The sequence below is a fragment of the Citrobacter sp. wls717 genome (assembly GCF_005280955.1).
GTDB classification, from domain to species: Bacteria; Pseudomonadota; Gammaproteobacteria; order Enterobacterales; family Enterobacteriaceae; genus Citrobacter; species Citrobacter werkmanii.
Window position 1 is genome coordinate 318,426 of record NZ_SZWW01000001.1, and the last position, 15,236, is coordinate 333,661.

At 54.2% G+C, this 15,236-nt stretch carries 16 protein-coding genes; 8 read left to right on the forward strand and 8 right to left on the reverse strand.

All coding sequences use genetic code 11. From position 1 onward, the window contains the following. Nucleotides 1–37 precede the first annotated feature (37 nt). The gene (locus FDX09_RS01490) at nt 38–1,087 is read right to left on the reverse strand and encodes an AI-2E family transporter (protein ID WP_032940622.1); all 1,050 of its coding nucleotides are present in this window, start codon (nt 1,085–1,087) and stop codon (nt 38–40) included. A 133-nt stretch (nt 1,088–1,220) separates the two neighbouring features. On the opposite strand from FDX09_RS01490, the gene FDX09_RS01495 reads away from it, so the two are divergent. Then, the gene (locus FDX09_RS01495; RefSeq protein WP_087856265.1) at nt 1,221–2,438 is read left to right on the forward strand and encodes an MFS transporter; all 1,218 of its coding nucleotides are present in this window, start codon (nt 1,221–1,223) and stop codon (nt 2,436–2,438) included. Between the two features lie 3 nt (nt 2,439–2,441). On the opposite strand, the gene FDX09_RS01500 is transcribed toward FDX09_RS01495, so the two are convergent. Together FDX09_RS01500 and FDX09_RS01505 are read right to left on the reverse strand one after the other, a co-directional pair. Then, entirely contained in the window at nt 2,442–2,999 is a 558-nt protein-coding gene (locus tag FDX09_RS01500; RefSeq protein WP_016154847.1) for a DcrB family lipoprotein, read from the reverse strand. A 72-nt stretch (nt 3,000–3,071) separates the two neighbouring features. Then, on the reverse strand, nt 3,072–3,737 hold the full coding sequence (locus FDX09_RS01505; protein ID WP_038635023.1) for a 7-cyano-7-deazaguanine/7-aminomethyl-7-deazaguanine transporter: 666 nt from the start codon (nt 3,735–3,737) through the stop codon (nt 3,072–3,074). 168 nt (nt 3,738–3,905) lie between these two features. Here FDX09_RS01505 and tusA point away from each other — a divergent pair, with 168 nt between their 5' ends. Then, nucleotides 3,906–4,151: a sulfurtransferase TusA gene (gene tusA / locus FDX09_RS01510; protein WP_038635021.1), complete on the forward strand. Its 246-nt coding sequence runs from the start codon at nt 3,906–3,908 to the stop codon at nt 4,149–4,151. A 70-nt stretch (nt 4,152–4,221) separates the two neighbouring features. Here the strand turns inward: tusA and zntA are convergent, their stop codons facing one another. Together zntA and FDX09_RS01520 are read right to left on the reverse strand one after the other, a co-directional pair. Beyond that, a complete protein-coding gene (gene zntA / locus FDX09_RS01515; protein WP_137346693.1) occupies nt 4,222–6,420 on the reverse strand; it encodes a Zn(II)/Cd(II)/Pb(II) translocating P-type ATPase ZntA in 2,199 nt (732 codons plus the stop codon). A 75-nt stretch (nt 6,421–6,495) separates the two neighbouring features. Then, on the reverse strand, nt 6,496–7,122 hold the full coding sequence (locus tag FDX09_RS01520; RefSeq protein WP_137346694.1) for a lysoplasmalogenase: 627 nt from the start codon (nt 7,120–7,122) through the stop codon (nt 6,496–6,498). A 141-nt stretch (nt 7,123–7,263) separates the two neighbouring features. Here FDX09_RS01520 and FDX09_RS01525 point away from each other — a divergent pair, with 141 nt between their 5' ends. After that, nucleotides 7,264–7,623 carry a DUF2500 domain-containing protein gene (locus FDX09_RS01525; RefSeq protein WP_038635012.1) on the forward strand — a complete coding sequence of 120 codons (360 nt, stop codon included), beginning with the start codon at nt 7,264–7,266 and terminating at the stop codon, nt 7,621–7,623. A gap of 99 nt (nt 7,624–7,722) precedes the next feature. Here the strand turns inward: FDX09_RS01525 and FDX09_RS01530 are convergent, their stop codons facing one another. Both FDX09_RS01530 and rsmD read right to left on the reverse strand, forming a co-directional pair. Further along, nucleotides 7,723–7,998, reverse strand: coding sequence for a DUF1145 family protein (locus tag FDX09_RS01530; protein WP_042311836.1), 276 nt, complete (start codon nt 7,996–7,998; stop codon nt 7,723–7,725). Further along, a complete protein-coding gene (gene rsmD, locus FDX09_RS01535) occupies nt 7,988–8,584 on the reverse strand; it encodes a 16S rRNA (guanine(966)-N(2))-methyltransferase (protein ID WP_038635007.1) in 597 nt (198 codons plus the stop codon). Before rsmD ends, FDX09_RS01530 begins: the two co-directional genes overlap by 11 nt. 276 nt (nt 8,585–8,860) lie before the next feature. On the opposite strand from rsmD, the gene ftsY reads away from it, so the two are divergent. The 5 genes from ftsY (at nt 8,861) to livJ (ending at nt 14,657) form a co-directional block, all read left to right on the forward strand. After that, nucleotides 8,861–10,387 carry a signal recognition particle-docking protein FtsY gene (gene ftsY, locus FDX09_RS01540; RefSeq protein WP_085049033.1) on the forward strand — a complete coding sequence of 509 codons (1,527 nt, stop codon included), beginning with the start codon at nt 8,861–8,863 and terminating at the stop codon, nt 10,385–10,387. 2 nt (nt 10,388–10,389) lie between these two features. Then, nucleotides 10,390–11,058, forward strand: a complete 669-nt coding sequence (ftsE, locus tag FDX09_RS01545) for a cell division ATP-binding protein FtsE (protein WP_006687468.1) — start codon at nt 10,390–10,392, stop codon at nt 11,056–11,058. Then, on the forward strand, nt 11,051–12,109 hold the full coding sequence (gene ftsX, locus FDX09_RS01550) for a permease-like cell division protein FtsX (RefSeq protein ID WP_038635001.1): 1,059 nt from the start codon (nt 11,051–11,053) through the stop codon (nt 12,107–12,109). The genes ftsE and ftsX overlap by 8 nt, the downstream gene beginning before the upstream one ends. 269 nt (nt 12,110–12,378) lie before the next feature. Continuing rightward, nucleotides 12,379–13,233 (forward strand): RNA polymerase sigma factor RpoH, encoded by an 855-nt coding sequence (rpoH, locus tag FDX09_RS01555; RefSeq protein ID WP_038634997.1) that lies wholly within the window; start codon nt 12,379–12,381, stop codon nt 13,231–13,233. A gap of 320 nt (nt 13,234–13,553) precedes the next feature. Further along, nucleotides 13,554–14,657, forward strand: a complete 1,104-nt coding sequence (gene livJ, locus FDX09_RS01560) for a branched chain amino acid ABC transporter substrate-binding protein LivJ (protein WP_139815584.1) — start codon at nt 13,554–13,556, stop codon at nt 14,655–14,657. A gap of 120 nt (nt 14,658–14,777) precedes the next feature. On the opposite strand, the gene panM is transcribed toward livJ, so the two are convergent. Then, nucleotides 14,778–15,161, reverse strand: a complete 384-nt coding sequence (gene panM, locus FDX09_RS01565; RefSeq protein WP_038634992.1) for an aspartate 1-decarboxylase autocleavage activator PanM — start codon at nt 15,159–15,161, stop codon at nt 14,778–14,780. Between the last annotated feature and the right edge of the window lie 75 nt (nt 15,162–15,236).

Below are 15,236 nucleotides of genomic sequence, written 5' to 3' on the forward strand. Positions count from 1 at the left end.
GGGGTTGTGTATCATTCTTCACGTGCCATTTGCAAGTTTATCCCGGTAATCGACTTTTGGGCCTGCCAGGTCCGAGCAAAATTGCCAGTTTGCTGCCGCCTTTGGTGGTTTCCATCCAGATTTTACACACGCTGGTTAACGGCACGGAGAGTAACATGCCGACCGGGCCGAGCAGCCATCCCCATACCAACAGGGAGAGAAAGACGATCAGCGTCGATAATCCCAGGCGGTGCCCCATCATACGGGGTTCGAGAATATTACCAATCACCATATGCACGACCAGAAACAGCGCGCCAACCAGCACGCATTCGTAAATGCCGTTGAACAGCAACGCCTGAATCATGGGCGGGACGGCGGAAATGACCGAGCCAATGTTGGGCACGTAGTTTAGCAGGAATGCCAGCACGCCCCACATCAGAGCAAACTGAATCCCCATCAACGCCAGCCCCAGCCAGACAATGGCGCCGGTCCATAAGCTGAGTAACGTTTTCAGCGCCAGATAGTGTGAAACGCCTTTCAGCGCCCGATGCAGCCCCGCAATATGAATTTGCGGATTGTTTAACGCGAAGCGCAGCTTATAAGGAACATGGCGCACTTCAAACAGCATAAAGACGACCGTCATTACCAACAGGACGACGCTGGCCATGGCGCCGGAAAGACTCGTCATTAGTGTGGTGGTGAAGGTCATCAGTTTGTCGGAGTCCATCCGTTGCAGCATGCGCTCCGGGGACATATGCAGGTTCAGAAAGGGGACCATTTCTTGCAGATACAGAACTTTGCGCGTCAGCTCCTTATTGTATTTTGGCAGCATGGCCATGAACTCAGTGATCGACGATGCCAGCACGCCAACCAGCGCCGTAAGAACAATCAGCATTACCACGACCACTAACGTAATGGCTACCGGGCGACGCACACCCCGGCGAATAAACCAGGTGACCAGCGGGTTCAATACGATGGCAAAAAAGAGCGCCAGCAACAGTTGCACAATGATATCCGCCGCGGCATGGATGCCCGCGAGGATCACCACCAAAGCGGCCAGTTTGAGCAGAATATGCATACCCGTTTTATCGGGCTGAGCGGTTGTCATGTTTTCTTCCTGTTTGCGTTTTTGCATTAAGTGTAGCGGTTGGCTTGCGTCTGTTATTCCTAAACTGGCTGCTGATTTATGGTCTGCAACATGGTAGAAATGAAACACTGTTGTGAAAATGTGGTGACCTTCCATGCCCGAACCCGTCGCTGAACCGACGTTAAGCGGTTTGCGCCTTAATCTGCGCATTGTTTCGGTGGTGATGTTTAACTTCGCCAGCTATCTGACCATCGGCCTGCCGCTCGCGGTATTGCCCGGCTATGTCCATGATGTGATGGGATTTAGCGCCTTCTGGGCGGGACTGGTCATCAGCCTGCAATATTTCGCCACGCTGCTGAGCCGCCCTCATGCCGGTCGCTATGCCGATCTGCTGGGGCCGAAAAAAATCGTGGTATTCGGACTGTGCGGCTGCTTTTTAAGTGGCCTGGGTTACCTGCTGGCAGGCTCAACCCAAGGTTGGCCGCTGGTAAGTTTGTTGCTGTTATGCATCGGGCGGGTGATTCTGGGCATCGGGCAAAGCTTTGCCGGTACCGGCTCTACGCTATGGGGCGTAGGGGTTGTTGGCTCAATGCATATCGGACGGGTGATTTCGTGGAACGGCATCGTGACCTATGGCGCGATGGCGATAGGCGCTCCGCTGGGCGTATTGTGTTACGCCTGGGGTGGCTTACAGGGACTGGCGCTGACCGTGATGGGCGTGGCGCTGCTGGCGATACTTTTGGCGCTCCCTCGACCGGCGGTGAAGGCCAGCAAAGGCAAGCCGTTACCGTTTCGCGCTGTGCTCGGGCGCGTTTGGTTGTACGGGATGGCGCTGGCGCTGGCCTCCGCCGGATTTGGTGTGATCGCCACCTTTATCACGCTGTTTTATGATGCTAAAGGCTGGGACGGCGCAGCTTTTGCGCTGACACTTTTTAGCTGTACATTTGTGGGTACTCGCTTGTTATTCCCAAATGGTATCAACCGGTTAGGTGGGCTCAATGTCGCGATGATCTGCTTTAGCGTCGAGATTGTTGGACTGCTGCTGGTGGGCATGGCCTCCATGCCGTGGATGGCTAAAATCGGCGTTCTGCTGGCAGGTGCCGGGTTCTCGTTGGTCTTCCCGGCGCTGGGCGTGGTGGCGGTAAAAGCCGTCCCGCAGCAAAATCAGGGCGCCGCGCTGGCGACCTATACGGTGTTTATGGATTTATCGCTGGGCGTTACCGGGCCGCTGGCCGGGCTGGTCATGACGTGGGCGGGCGTACCGGTTATCTACCTGGCGGCGGCCGGGCTGGTGGCGGTGGCGCTACTGCTAACCTGGCGGCTAAAAAAACGGCCTCAGGTGGCGTCACCGGAGGCCGAGTCATCGTCTTAACCGTTACTGGATAACCAGCGTGTTAATGATGTTTTCTGCGGTCGTTTGCGCTTTTTGCTGATCGTCAGCAGGCAGCGTAATTTGCAGCGTCAGCAGTTGGTTGTCCACTTTACCCAGCACCACGGAAGAGTAAGCGGTCTGGCCTTTGGCCGAGATGATGCTGTCTAACTGTTGCAGCGTGTGGCCTTTCAGCTCAATAGATTTATTGGTGACGACCTGCAACTGCGGGTCGCGGCTACGCTGCTGATCTTCCAGACGTTTTGCCAGTACGGCAAGATCTTCGTTGGTATTGTCGCCGACAATCACAATCACCGCTTTCTGGCCGGTTGCGTCAGAATATACGTGCATATTGTTTGCCTGGGTACCCAGCTTGCCGCTCTGATCGGTCATATCCGCTGGCAGGGAAAAACTGAGTTTGCCGTCCAGCAGGCTGACCGGTTGTCCGGTGGCGCTACTCTCTGCGGCAGCACCTTCTGCTGGCGCTTTTGTATCGCTATTATCACAGGCCGCAAGCCCCATAACCAGCAGGCCAATACCGACATATTTAACCAGATTGCGCATTGACTTCTTCCTTTCGATAAACGGCCATAACGGCTCATTCGACCATATTATCACAACTCGGAAAATGAACCTTTAACTCGTCTGCAATGCAGATATTTCAGATTTATCTGCCAACCTTTTCAGTAACATATTCAGCAGCACGCCGTACATCGGCAGGAAGAAAATAATGCTGATCAGTACCTTGAAGCAGTAGTCGACCAGCGCGATTTCCATCCAGTGCTCGGCCATAAAGGCATCCGGGCTGCGCCAGAAAGCGATAAAGAAAAAGGCCAACGTATCGCTGATGTTGCCAAACAGCGTGGAAGCCGTCGGCGCCAGCCACCAGCGACGGCTCTGACGCAGGCGGTTAAAGACATGTACATCCAGAATTTGTCCCAGCGCGTAAGCCATAAAGCTGGCGGCGGCGATACGGGCGACAAACAGGTTAAAGTGCAGCAGCGCGCCGAATCCCTGCCACGATCCCATATAGAACAGTGATGAAACAACATAGGAGATCAGCAGCGCGGGGATCATCACCGCAAAGATGATACGTCGTGCCAACGGCGCGCCAAAAATACGCACGGTCAGGTCGGTCGCGAGGAAAATAAACGGAAAGCTAAAAGCGCCCCATGTGGTATGGAAACCAAAAATGGAGATCGGTAGCTGTACCAGATAGTTGCTGGAGGTGATCACCAGCAGATGAAATAGCGATAGCCAAAACAACGCTTTTACGCGCTGAGATTGTGTAAACGGAGTCATATTGTGACCTTTTTGTTGGATGGGGTGAGGGAACCCAATAAAAAACCGTCGCATGATACTGCTTTAAGAGCACATTGCAATGGTTGTTTTTCACGCAATCGTTAACCTGATTGGCTTACGCCACAACAGAGCGTAAAATAACGCCGTTTTTGCATGAATGAGACTACGATGAGCGATCTGTTTACCTCTCCCGACCATACGCTTGATGCTCAGGGACTACGCTGCCCGGAACCTGTAATGATGGTGCGTAAAACTGTGCGCGGTATGCAGGCGGGTGAAACGCTGCTGATTGTCGCCGACGATCCGGCGACAACCCGCGACATTCCCGGCTTCTGTACCTTTATGGAGCATGAACTGGTAGCTAAAGAGACCGACTCGCTGCCTTACCGCTATTTAGTGCGCAAAGGTCATTAAGCGAAGCGCCACCTACAAAGACGGTGTAACCTGTAGGCCGGATAAGGCAACGCCGTATCCGGCACACACATTATCCTTTACGCAACAACCGCAACGCGTTCGCGGTCACCAGCACCGTCGCCCCCGTATCAGCCAGCACCGCCAGCCACAGTCCGGTTATCCCGAGCAGCGTGGTGACGAGGAAAATCCCCTTCAAACCCAGCGCAATCGCAATGTTCTGGCGAATATTGGCATGGGTGGCGCGCGCCAGTTGAATCATTTGCACCAGGCCACGCAGACGGTTGTGGGTCAGGGCGGCATCGGCGGTTTCCAGGGCGACGTCGGTTCCGCTACCCATGGCAATGCCGATGGTCGCCGCTTTCATCGCCGGGGCGTCGTTGATGCCGTCGCCGACCATTGCCAGCGGCGACTGTTGGTTGAGAGAGGTAACGGCCCGCACCTTATCCTCCGGCATTAATCCTGCTTTGAATTCCAGTCCCAGCTCCCCGGCAATGGCTGCTGCCGCGCGTGGGTTATCACCGGTCAGGATCACCCCTTTCACGCCGATCTGATTGAGCTCGCTGATGGCAGTGCGGGCGTCGTCGCGCAACGTATCCTGTAGGGCCAGTACGCCGAGAACGGTATCGTTACGCAGCACTAGCACCACAGTCTGGCCCGCGCTTTCCAGCTCGCTTATCTGTCCGGCAAAGGCTTCGGCAGGCTGCTTACCGGCGGCGCAAATCAGCACGCGCTCGCCGTTGACCAGTGCTTCTATTCCGGAGCCAACCAGCGCCCGCTGTTCTTTCGCGACAGGAATAGTCAGCTCGCGCGTTTGCGCTTCCCGAACAATCGCCTGCGCCAGTGGGTGCGTCGCGCCTTGCTCTACCGCCGCTGCCAGCGCCAGCAGTTCAGCCTCATTTATACCGCTTGCCGGATGGATCGCCGTCACGCGCGGTTTACCGATGGTCAGGGTGCCGGTTTTATCAAACGCCACCTGCGTGACTCTGCCCAACTGTTCCAGCGCGGCGCCGCCTTTGATTAACGCGCCACGACGCGCCGCGGCCGCAAGACCAGAGGTAATCGCTGCGGGAGTTGAGATAACCAGCGCGCACGGGCAGCCAATCAGCAACAGCGTCAGTCCTTTATAAATCCACTCCTGCCAGGAGCCGGCAAACAGCAGCGGCGGGACGAGGGTAACCAGCAGCGCAACCGCCATAATAGCGGGGGTATAAATTCGGCTGAAACGGTCAATAAAGCGCTCAATGGGGGCGCGGCGTTCTTCCGCTTCTTCAATCAGCTTCAGAATGCGATCGATAGCGCTGGCGCCCGGCTCGGAGAGCACTTCCAGCGTAACCAGACGATCCACGCTGGTGGCCCCCGCCGGGACTTTCTCGCCGGTGGCGCGTTCAACCGGGATCGATTCGCCGGTCAGGGCGCTTTCATCAAAGCTGGCAAAACCGGAGACCAGCTTACCGTCGGCGGGTAAACGTCCACCGGCGGCAACTTCAATAACATCGCCAGGCCGGAGCGTATTGATTGCGACCTCTTCGCGTTCGCCATTACGCAGGCGCGTGGCGGTTTCTGGCTTGAGTGCCATCAATGCGCTGACACCTTTGCGGGCGCGGCTGGCGGCCCACCCTTCCAGGCGCTCGCCAATTAAAAACAGCAGTAGCACCATGGCGGCTTCCGCCGTCGCGCCGATAAACAGTGCGCCAATCGCGGCCACGCTCATCAACGTTTCAATGGCGAAGTAGCTGCCGGTTTTCATCAGACGCAGGGCCTGGCGGGCAATGGGATACAGGCCGACCAGCGTGGTGGCGATAAACGCTATCTGACCGAAAGGATGATTGAACTGCTCCAGCCCCCAGCTAATCGCCATCATGATTATCAGCGAAATCAGCGGCAGGTTCTCTTTCAGACGTGATTCGGGGGCGGCTTCCGGCGCTTGTTCATCGCGCAGGGTATAACCTGCCTTTTGTACCGCGCTTTCAACTTGCTGACGGATATCAAAACCCGCGTCGACGACCAGTTTTTCGGTGGCGAACAGCACCTGGACCTGGTTGACGCCGCTCACCTGGCGGACCGCATTTTCCACTTTTCGGGCGCAGGCGGCACAGTCCATTCCTGCCACTTTCCAGGAATAACGGGTGCCCATTACGCTTTCGGATACGGTGGTTGGGGTGGAGCAACTTCCTTCGCAGCAGCAGTCGTCCGCCTTTTGTGGGGCTGGCGCTGGCTTGAAAGAAGAAAATTGTGGGGCTTTTTTGCCAGGGGCATCGGGCGTCGACATGGCATCCTCCGGTTAATAATCATTTCGTATTAACCGAAGGATACACTCTGGAGTCGACTCCAGAGTCAAGCGATATTAGAGATACAACGAACGAACAATCAGGAAATGTCCGGCGAAGTAGCAGGCGGCGGCAATGGCGTTATCGGCGCGGAAGCGGCGGCGATAATGGCTACCCAGCCAGACAAAATTACCGATGAACAATAATGAGGCGCCGAGGAATGCCGACAGCGCGGGGCCAGTGGGACGGAAGAACCACAGTTCGCCCGCCATCCAGACCATCATCAGCGTGATGCCGATAAAAGTACAGATGGCTAAACGCAGCTCTTCCAGCCGTGTCCAGATGATGGCGATCAGCAACGCCCCCAGCACCACTAATACCAATGGCAAAGGCCAGAAGAACGACAGCGTCATTTGGCTGGCGAAGTAGATGGTATACAGCAGGTGCGAGAGAAAAAACGCCCCCACGGCGTAGAGCAGACGTTGGCGCGGCAACAGCGTCAGCGCATCGCCCAGCAGTGAGGCAAGCAGCCCTGCCAGCACCAGATAGCTGATGGCGTTAAACATTGGCGCCTGCCAGGCCAGCAGCACCAGCAGGAGTAAAGTGAGGGGTTTAAAGACCCAGCGTTGCCAGGCGGGCCCACGATAGGAAGCATCCACGAACAACCATGCGGAAAGGCAGACAGCGATAAACGACCAAAGCATCTTAGTTCCTTGAATTCGTTATTTTTTCGTAAGCGGGGTGCTTACGGCTCTATTGTTCAGTGTAGAGGTCGACACTGCCAGATGACAACACCATAACAGGCAATGTATGCTTATTTCCGCATTTTCTGATGGGTTAATACTATGAGCAAACCGCCGCTTTTTTTCATTGTTATCATTGTCTTAATTGTTGTCGCCGCGTCGTTTCGCTTTGTCCAGCAGCGGCGTGAAAAAGCGGATAACGATGCAGCACCGCTGGTGCAAAAGCAGGTGGTAGTGAGTAATAAGCGGGAAAAACCACTTAACGATCGGCGATCCCGTCAACAGGAAGTGAGCCCGGCAGGAACCAGCATGCGCTATGAAGCCAGCTTTAAGCCGCAAAGCGGCGGTCTGGAGCAGACGTTTCGCCTGGATGCCCGGCAGTACCATGCGCTAACGGTCGGAGACAAGGGCACGCTGAGTTATAAAGGTTCGCGTTTTATTGATTTTACGGCTGAACGCTAAGGTTTCATCTGACTGATGCCGGATGGCGGTTACGCCTTATCCGGCCTACAAATTTTGTCGCCCCGGCTCGCAACGCGCCGCCGGGCGAAAACATCCCAGTTACTTCTTCAACTGGTCCTTAATCTTCTTCTGCCAGACCAGCAGCTCAAAGACGCCGAACAGGAAAATGCGGATTTTCTCCCCGCTGGTCATCTGCGGGCCATCTTTTGGCATGGTGCTTTTTAGCAGCGCCAATTGCATGCCGTGCATCAGCACCATAAAGATCAGCGCGACGTTAACGAAGATGTTAAGCGGGCGTGGGAAGGGTTGGAAAATATTCAGTAATAAAAATGCCCAGACGCAGAGCATCAACAGACGTCCCAGATTAATTAGCATCGTGCTCTCCTTGTGCTTCACGTTGATACAGGCGGTAGGCGACCTGTCCTGCCACTTTTTCACGGTATAGCGACCAGTTTACCGGAACCGGCGGCAGGCCGTTTTCGACTTCGCTCTCAACGTAAATATACGCTTCATCTGCCAGCCAACCATGGGTTTCCAGAAGCGTTAAAGTTTCTTCCAGTAATCCTTTGCGAAACGGCGGATCAACGAACACCACGTTATGCGGCGTACCAGGTTGGGCCAGAAACGCCAGCGTATTGGTGTTGACGACGCGGGCATGATTTGCCTTCAGCGTAGCAAGATTCTTTTGCAACTGCTGCGATACCGCGCGATCCATCTCCAGAAGCGTCGCATTTGCCGCATAGCGAGAGAGAGCTTCCAGCCCCAACGCGCCGCTGCCGGCGAAGCAGTCCAGGCAATGTGCATCGACCATTACCGGGGCCAACCAGTTAAATAAGGTTTCGCGTACGCGGTCAGTGGTCGGGCGCAGGCCGGGGCTGTCCGGAACCGGGAGTTTACGGCCACGCCATTGCCCGCCAATAATGCGGATCTGGCCGCTACCAGAGTGATTCGGTTTTTTCATTTCTATTATTGCTCAATCCGCCTATAGCATGTCATGCCAGGCGGTGATGTGAGTTAAGTTAACCCGTCGCCTTTCAAGTTACCTCTTCGTTGGCTGCACTTACTCACCCGAATCACTTACTAAAAGTAAGCTCATCGGGATTCGTGCGCTTGCCGCCTTGACGTAACTCGAAATTCATTGGGTATAAGTGATAGACTATTTCATCATTTTTTTAGCTGCTATGTACATAGCGTTGACGCTGTGCCATGAAGCAACAGCGGGGGAGTGTAGTCGCAAATGGCGAAAGAGAAAAAACGTGGCTTTTTTTCCTGGCTGGGCTTTGGTCAAAAAGAGCAGGCACCGGAAAACGAGACAGAACTAAAAAACGAAGAACAACAACCGGTTGCTGAAGAAACTACCGTCGTTGACGAACAGCCGCGCGCCGAGGAAACCCGTAGCGAGGCACAAACACAAGCCTTTGCTGCTGAAGTTGTTGAAGTCACGGAACAAGTTGCTGAAATCGAAAAACTGCAGCCGGAAGCAGCGCCTGTTGCCGGGCAACCGCAGCCGGAGGCTGAGGCGGTTGCTGAATCCACTGTTGAACCTGAAGTGGAAACCCCTGCGGCGGCGGTTATCGAACGCGAAGAATTGCCGCTGCCGGAAGAGGTGAAAACCGCAGATGTTTCTGCCGAAGAGTGGCAGGCTGAAGCGGAAACTGTCGAAATCGTCGAGGCGGTTGAAGAAGAAGCCGAAAACGAACCGCAACTGACTGACGAAGAACTGGAAGCGCAGGCCCTGGCTGCCGAGGCGGCGGAAGAAGCCGTCATGGTGGTGCCGGTTGAAGAACCTGCCGTTGAAAAACCGGTAGAAGAAGAGGCGGTCCAGGAGCAGGAAAAACCAACTAAAGAAGGTTTCTTTGCGCGTCTGAAACGCAGTCTGCTGAAAACAAAAGAAAACCTCGGTTCCGGATTTATCAGTCTGTTCCGCGGTAAAAAGATCGACGATGATCTGTTTGAAGAGCTGGAAGAGCAGTTGCTGATTGCTGATGTGGGCGTAGAAACGACCCGTAAGATTATTGCGAATCTGACGGAAGGCGCTAGCCGCAAGCAGCTCAAAGATGCTGAAGCGCTGTATGGTCTGCTGAAAGATGAGATGGGCGAGATTCTGGCGAAGGTTGATGAGCCGCTGAACGTCGAGGGTAAAACGCCATTTGTTATCTTAATGGTTGGCGTAAACGGCGTGGGTAAAACGACTACCATTGGTAAGCTGGCGCGTCAGTTTGAGCAGCAGGGTAAAACGGTGATGCTGGCGGCGGGCGATACCTTCCGTGCGGCAGCGGTAGAGCAGTTACAGGTCTGGGGTCAGCGTAACAATATTCCGGTGATTGCACAGCATACCGGTGCGGATTCCGCCTCCGTTATCTTTGATGCCATCCAGGCCGCGAAGGCACGTAACGTAGACGTGCTGATCGCTGATACCGCAGGGCGTTTGCAGAACAAATCGCACCTGATGGAAGAACTGAAAAAAATCGTTCGCGTTATGAAGAAGCTCGACGAAGAGGCACCGCATGAAGTTATGCTGACTATCGACGCCAGTACCGGGCAGAATGCGATAAGCCAGGCCAAACTGTTCCATGAAGCGGTGGGCTTAACCGGTATCACCCTGACCAAGCTGGACGGTACGGCGAAGGGTGGGGTCATCTTCTCGGTTGCCGATCAGTTTGGCATCCCTATCCGCTATATTGGTGTGGGCGAACGTATCGAGGATTTACGTCCGTTTAAAGCGGACGATTTTATAGAGGCACTTTTTGCCCGAGAGGATTAACAATGATTCGCTTTGAACATGTCAGCAAGGCCTATCTCGGTGGGAGACAAGCGCTGCAGGGAGTGACCTTCCATATGCAGCCTGGCGAGATGGCGTTTCTGACCGGCCACTCTGGTGCGGGTAAAAGTACCCTGCTGAAGCTGATCTGTGGAATTGAACGGCCCAGCGCCGGGAAAATCTACTTCAGCGGGCATGACATCAGCCGTTTGAAAAACCGTGAAGTGCCGTTTCTGCGTCGTCAGATTGGCATGATTTTTCAGGATCACCACCTGTTGATGGACAGAACCGTATTTGACAACGTGGCAATCCCGCTGATCATCGCGGGCGCCAGCGGGGACGATATTCGTCGTCGCGTGTCAGCGGCACTGGATAAGGTCGGGCTGTTGGACAAAGCGAAAAACTTCCCGATTCAGCTCTCTGGCGGTGAACAACAGCGCGTGGGTATCGCCCGCGCGGTGGTGAATAAACCTGCGGTACTGCTGGCGGATGAACCGACGGGGAACCTGGATGACGCGCTGTCGGAAGGGATCCTGCGCCTGTTCGAAGAGTTTAACCGCGTCGGGGTCACGGTATTAATGGCCACGCATGACATTGGACTGATCTCCCGTCGCTCCTACCGCCAGTTGGTCCTGAGTGATGGACACCTGCATGGAGGCCTGGCGCATGAATAGACGTGACGCTATCAATCAAATTAAACAGTTCGGTGGCCGACTGGATCGTTTTCGTAAATCAGGCGGCGCGCCGGGTGACGGTGGTCGCAATGCGCCAAAACGAGCGAAAGCCGCGCCAAAACCGAACTCACGTAAAACCAACGTTTTTAACGAGCAGGTGCGCTATGCGTTCCATGGCGCGTTGCAGGACTTGAAAAGTAAGCCGTTGGCGACGTTCCTCACGGTAATGGTGATCGCCATCTCCCTGACGCTGCCAAGCGTGTGCTACATGGTTTATAAAAACGTAAACCAGGCGGCAAGCCAGTATTATCCTTCGCCGCAAATCACCGTCTATCTGCAAAAAACGCTGGATGATGACGCGGCGGCGCGGGTGGTTGGTCAGTTGCAGGCCGAACAGGGCGTTGAGAAAGTAAATTATCTTTCCCGCGAAGATGCGCTGGGCGAATTCCGTAACTGGTCCGGTTTTGGCGGCGCGCTGGACATGTTGGAAGAGAACCCGCTTCCTGCCGTAGCGGTAGTTATCCCGAAACTGGACTTCCAGGGGACGGAGTCGCTGAACACCCTGCGCGACCGTATTGCACAAATCAACGGTATTGATGAAGTGCGGATGGATGACAGCTGGTTTGCTCGTCTGGCGGCGCTGACGGGACTCGTGGGGCGCGTATCCGCGATGATTGGCGTGCTGATGGTGGCGGCGGTCTTCCTCGTCATTGGTAACAGCGTGCGCCTGAGTATTTTTGCGCGTCGCGATACCATTAACGTGCAGAAGCTGATTGGCGCAACCGACGGATTTATCCTGCGCCCATTCCTTTACGGCGGCGCGCTGCTCGGTTTTTCCGGCGCATTTCTTTCACTGATTTTGTCAGAAATTTTGGTGATGCGTCTGTCGTCAGCGGTGACTGAAGTGGCACAGGTATTTGGAACTAAGTTTGATATCAATGGTTTATCATTCGACGAGTGCCTGTTGTTACTGCTGGTGTGCTCAATGATCGGCTGGGTGGCAGCCTGGCTTGCCACGGTTCAACATTTACGCCACTTTACCCCCGATTAAAAAATCTCTGGTATAATCTTTCCCTGCACTGAGTAGTTCGCTCTGCAGGGAAAGAGTCCCTGTTATCTCTTCCCGGCGTATTCATTGTGATGTCACATTTTGTGCGTAATCTATACACATTACGACATGGAACTTGTGGATAAAATCACTGTCTGATAAAAGATTGAATGATATTCTCGTTGCTCATAAGCTCTGGCATGGTTGTTGCTACTGGTTTTTGTTAATTAGTTTTTGCCAACGCGCCAGATGAAAAGATTGAGAGGATTTGAATGACCAAAGAAATGCAAAATTTAGCTTTAGCCCCTGTTGGTAACCTGGAGTCTTACATCCGGGCTGCGAACGCGTGGCCGATGTTGTCGGCTGACGAGGAGCGGGCGCTGGCTGAAAAGCTGCATTACCAGGGCGATCTGGAAGCAGCTAAAACGCTGATCCTGTCTCACCTGCGCTTTGTTGTTCATATTGCTCGTAACTACGCGGGCTATGGCCTGCCGCAGGCGGATCTGATTCAGGAAGGTAATATCGGCCTGATGAAAGCCGTGCGCCGTTTCAACCCGGAAGTGGGTGTGCGCCTGGTTTCTTTCGCCGTGCACTGGATCAAAGCTGAGATCCATGAATACGTTCTGCGTAACTGGCGTATCGTGAAAGTCGCGACCACTAAAGCACAGCGTAAGCTGTTCTTTAACTTGCGTAAAACCAAGCAGCGTCTGGGTTGGTTCAACCAGGACGAAGTTGAAATGGTGGCTCGTGAGCTGGGTGTTTCCAGCAAAGACGTGCGCGAAATGGAATCCCGTATGGCGGCGCAGGACATGACGTTTGATATGTCTTCAGACGACGAGTCTGACAGCCAGCCGATGGCGCCGGTTCTGTATCTGCAGGATAAATCCTCTAACTTTGCCGATGGCATTGAAGAAGATAACTGGGAAGATCAGGCCGCGAACAAACTGACTCACGCCATGGAAGGTCTGGACGAACGTAGCCAGGATATCATCCGCGCCCGTTGGCTGGACGAAGACAACAAGTCGACGTTGCAGGAACTGGCCGATCGCTACGGCGTTTCCGCTGAACGTGTTCGTCAGCTTGAAAAGAACGCCATGAAAAAACTGCGCGCGGCAATCGAAGCGTAATCTTCGCGCATTGCCAATGAACCCTCGAATGTGAATTCGGGGGTTTTGTTTTTTGTAGGCCGGATAAGGCGTGTACGCTGCCATCCGGCAACACCTTTGCCCGATGGCGCTTTGCTTATCGGGCCTACGACCTTTCCTCCCCTCCCCAGACACGAATTTGTTATCTGGATGTAAATTTAGCTATTCCAAAATAATAAAAATCGGGTATGTTTTAGCAGAGTATGCTGCTAAAGCACGGGTGGCTATCCAATAATCGAAATAAAGTGCTGAACAACAACATCACAACACACGTAATAACCACAATAATGGGGATTGTCAGGATGAATATGAAGGGTAAAGCGTTATTGGCAGGATGTATCGCCCTGTCTTTGAGCAATATGGCGTTTGCTAAGGATATTAAAGTGGCCGTTGTCGGCGCAATGTCCGGTCCGGTAGCGCAGTATGGCGATCAGGAGTTTACTGGCGCAGAGCAGGCGATTGCGGATATCAACGCCAAGGGCGGGGTGAAAGGTGACAAACTGGTCGTGGTGAAATATGACGATGCCTGTGACCCGAAACAAGCGGTAGCGGTCGCGAACAAAGTGGTCAACGACGGGATTAAATACGTTATCGGCCATCTGTGCTCATCGTCTACCCAGCCCGCGTCAGATATCTATGAAGATGAAGGCATTCTGATGATCACCCCGGCAGCGACGGCGCCGGAGCTGACCGCGCGTGGTTATAAGCTGGTGATGCGCACCACCGGCCTGGATTCCGATCAGGGGCCAACTGCCGCCAAATACATTCTGGAAAAAGTGAAGCCGCAACGCATTGCCATCATTCACGATAAGCAGCAGTACGGCGAAGGTCTGGCGCGTGCGGTGCAGGACGGCCTGAAGAAAGGCAACGCTAACGTGGTGTTCTTTGACGGAATTACCGCCGGTGAAAAAGACTTCTCGACGCTGGTGGCGCGCCTGAAGAAAGAGAATATCGATTTCGTTTACTACGGTGGTTATCACCCGGAAATGGGGCAGATCCTGCGTCAGTCTCGTGCCGCAGGTCTGAAAACCCAGTTTATGGGTCCGGAAGGGGTAGCGAACGTGTCGCTGTCTAACATTGCGGGTGAGTCTGCGGAAGGCTTACTGGTAACCAAGCCGAAGAACTACGACCAGGTGCCAGCGAACAAACCGATTGTGGATGCTATCAAGGCCAAGAAACAGGATCCGAGTGGCGCATTCGTGTGGACCACTTACGCCGCGCTGCAATCCTTGCAGGCCGGCCTGAACCAGTCTGACGATCCGGCTGAAATTGCCAAGTACCTGAAAGCAAACTCAGTAGAAACCGTAATGGGGCCGCTGTCCTGGGACGAGAAGGGCGATCTGAAAGGCTTCGAATTCGGCGTGTTTGACTGGCATGCTAATGGGACGGCGACCGACGCCAAGTAATTGAGTGCCGGGTGGCGGCTTCGCCTTACCCGGCCTACATACCTGGAAAATTGCGAGGTGGTTTTTTATTTTTTGCTCCCAGCATGTAGGCCGGATAAGCGTCAGCGCCATCCGGCTTTTTTATCTTTTTTCCCAGCCATCTGCCTGGGCTGTAAAGCCTAACGCCTGCATAAACGCGGCCATCACGCTGCGGTCTTCAACGCCTACATCTGCCATCCACCATGAACTCACACTTGGGTTTTCACGGATCACCTCTTCGATCAAATACTGCCCGACGCCGCGACGACGGGTGATTTCACGTACGCGCAACGAATCCAGAGCACCTTGTGTGCCGCTCAGGGTGACACGTACTGCGCCTAACAGACGCTCGTTAAAACGCGCGGCGTAGATCCGGTGCGTTTCATCTACGCTTAATGATGAGGCGGAATATTCCGGCCAGATTTTGCCCAGATCAATCAGATCCTGGGCGCTAAAGTTGTTTAAACGAACGATGGTCAGCTTCATTAGCAGCATGTCCAAATCACAAAAGATGAGATCAGTGTACCGAAATAATTCACCCGGATGCTTTCTCTTTTTTAT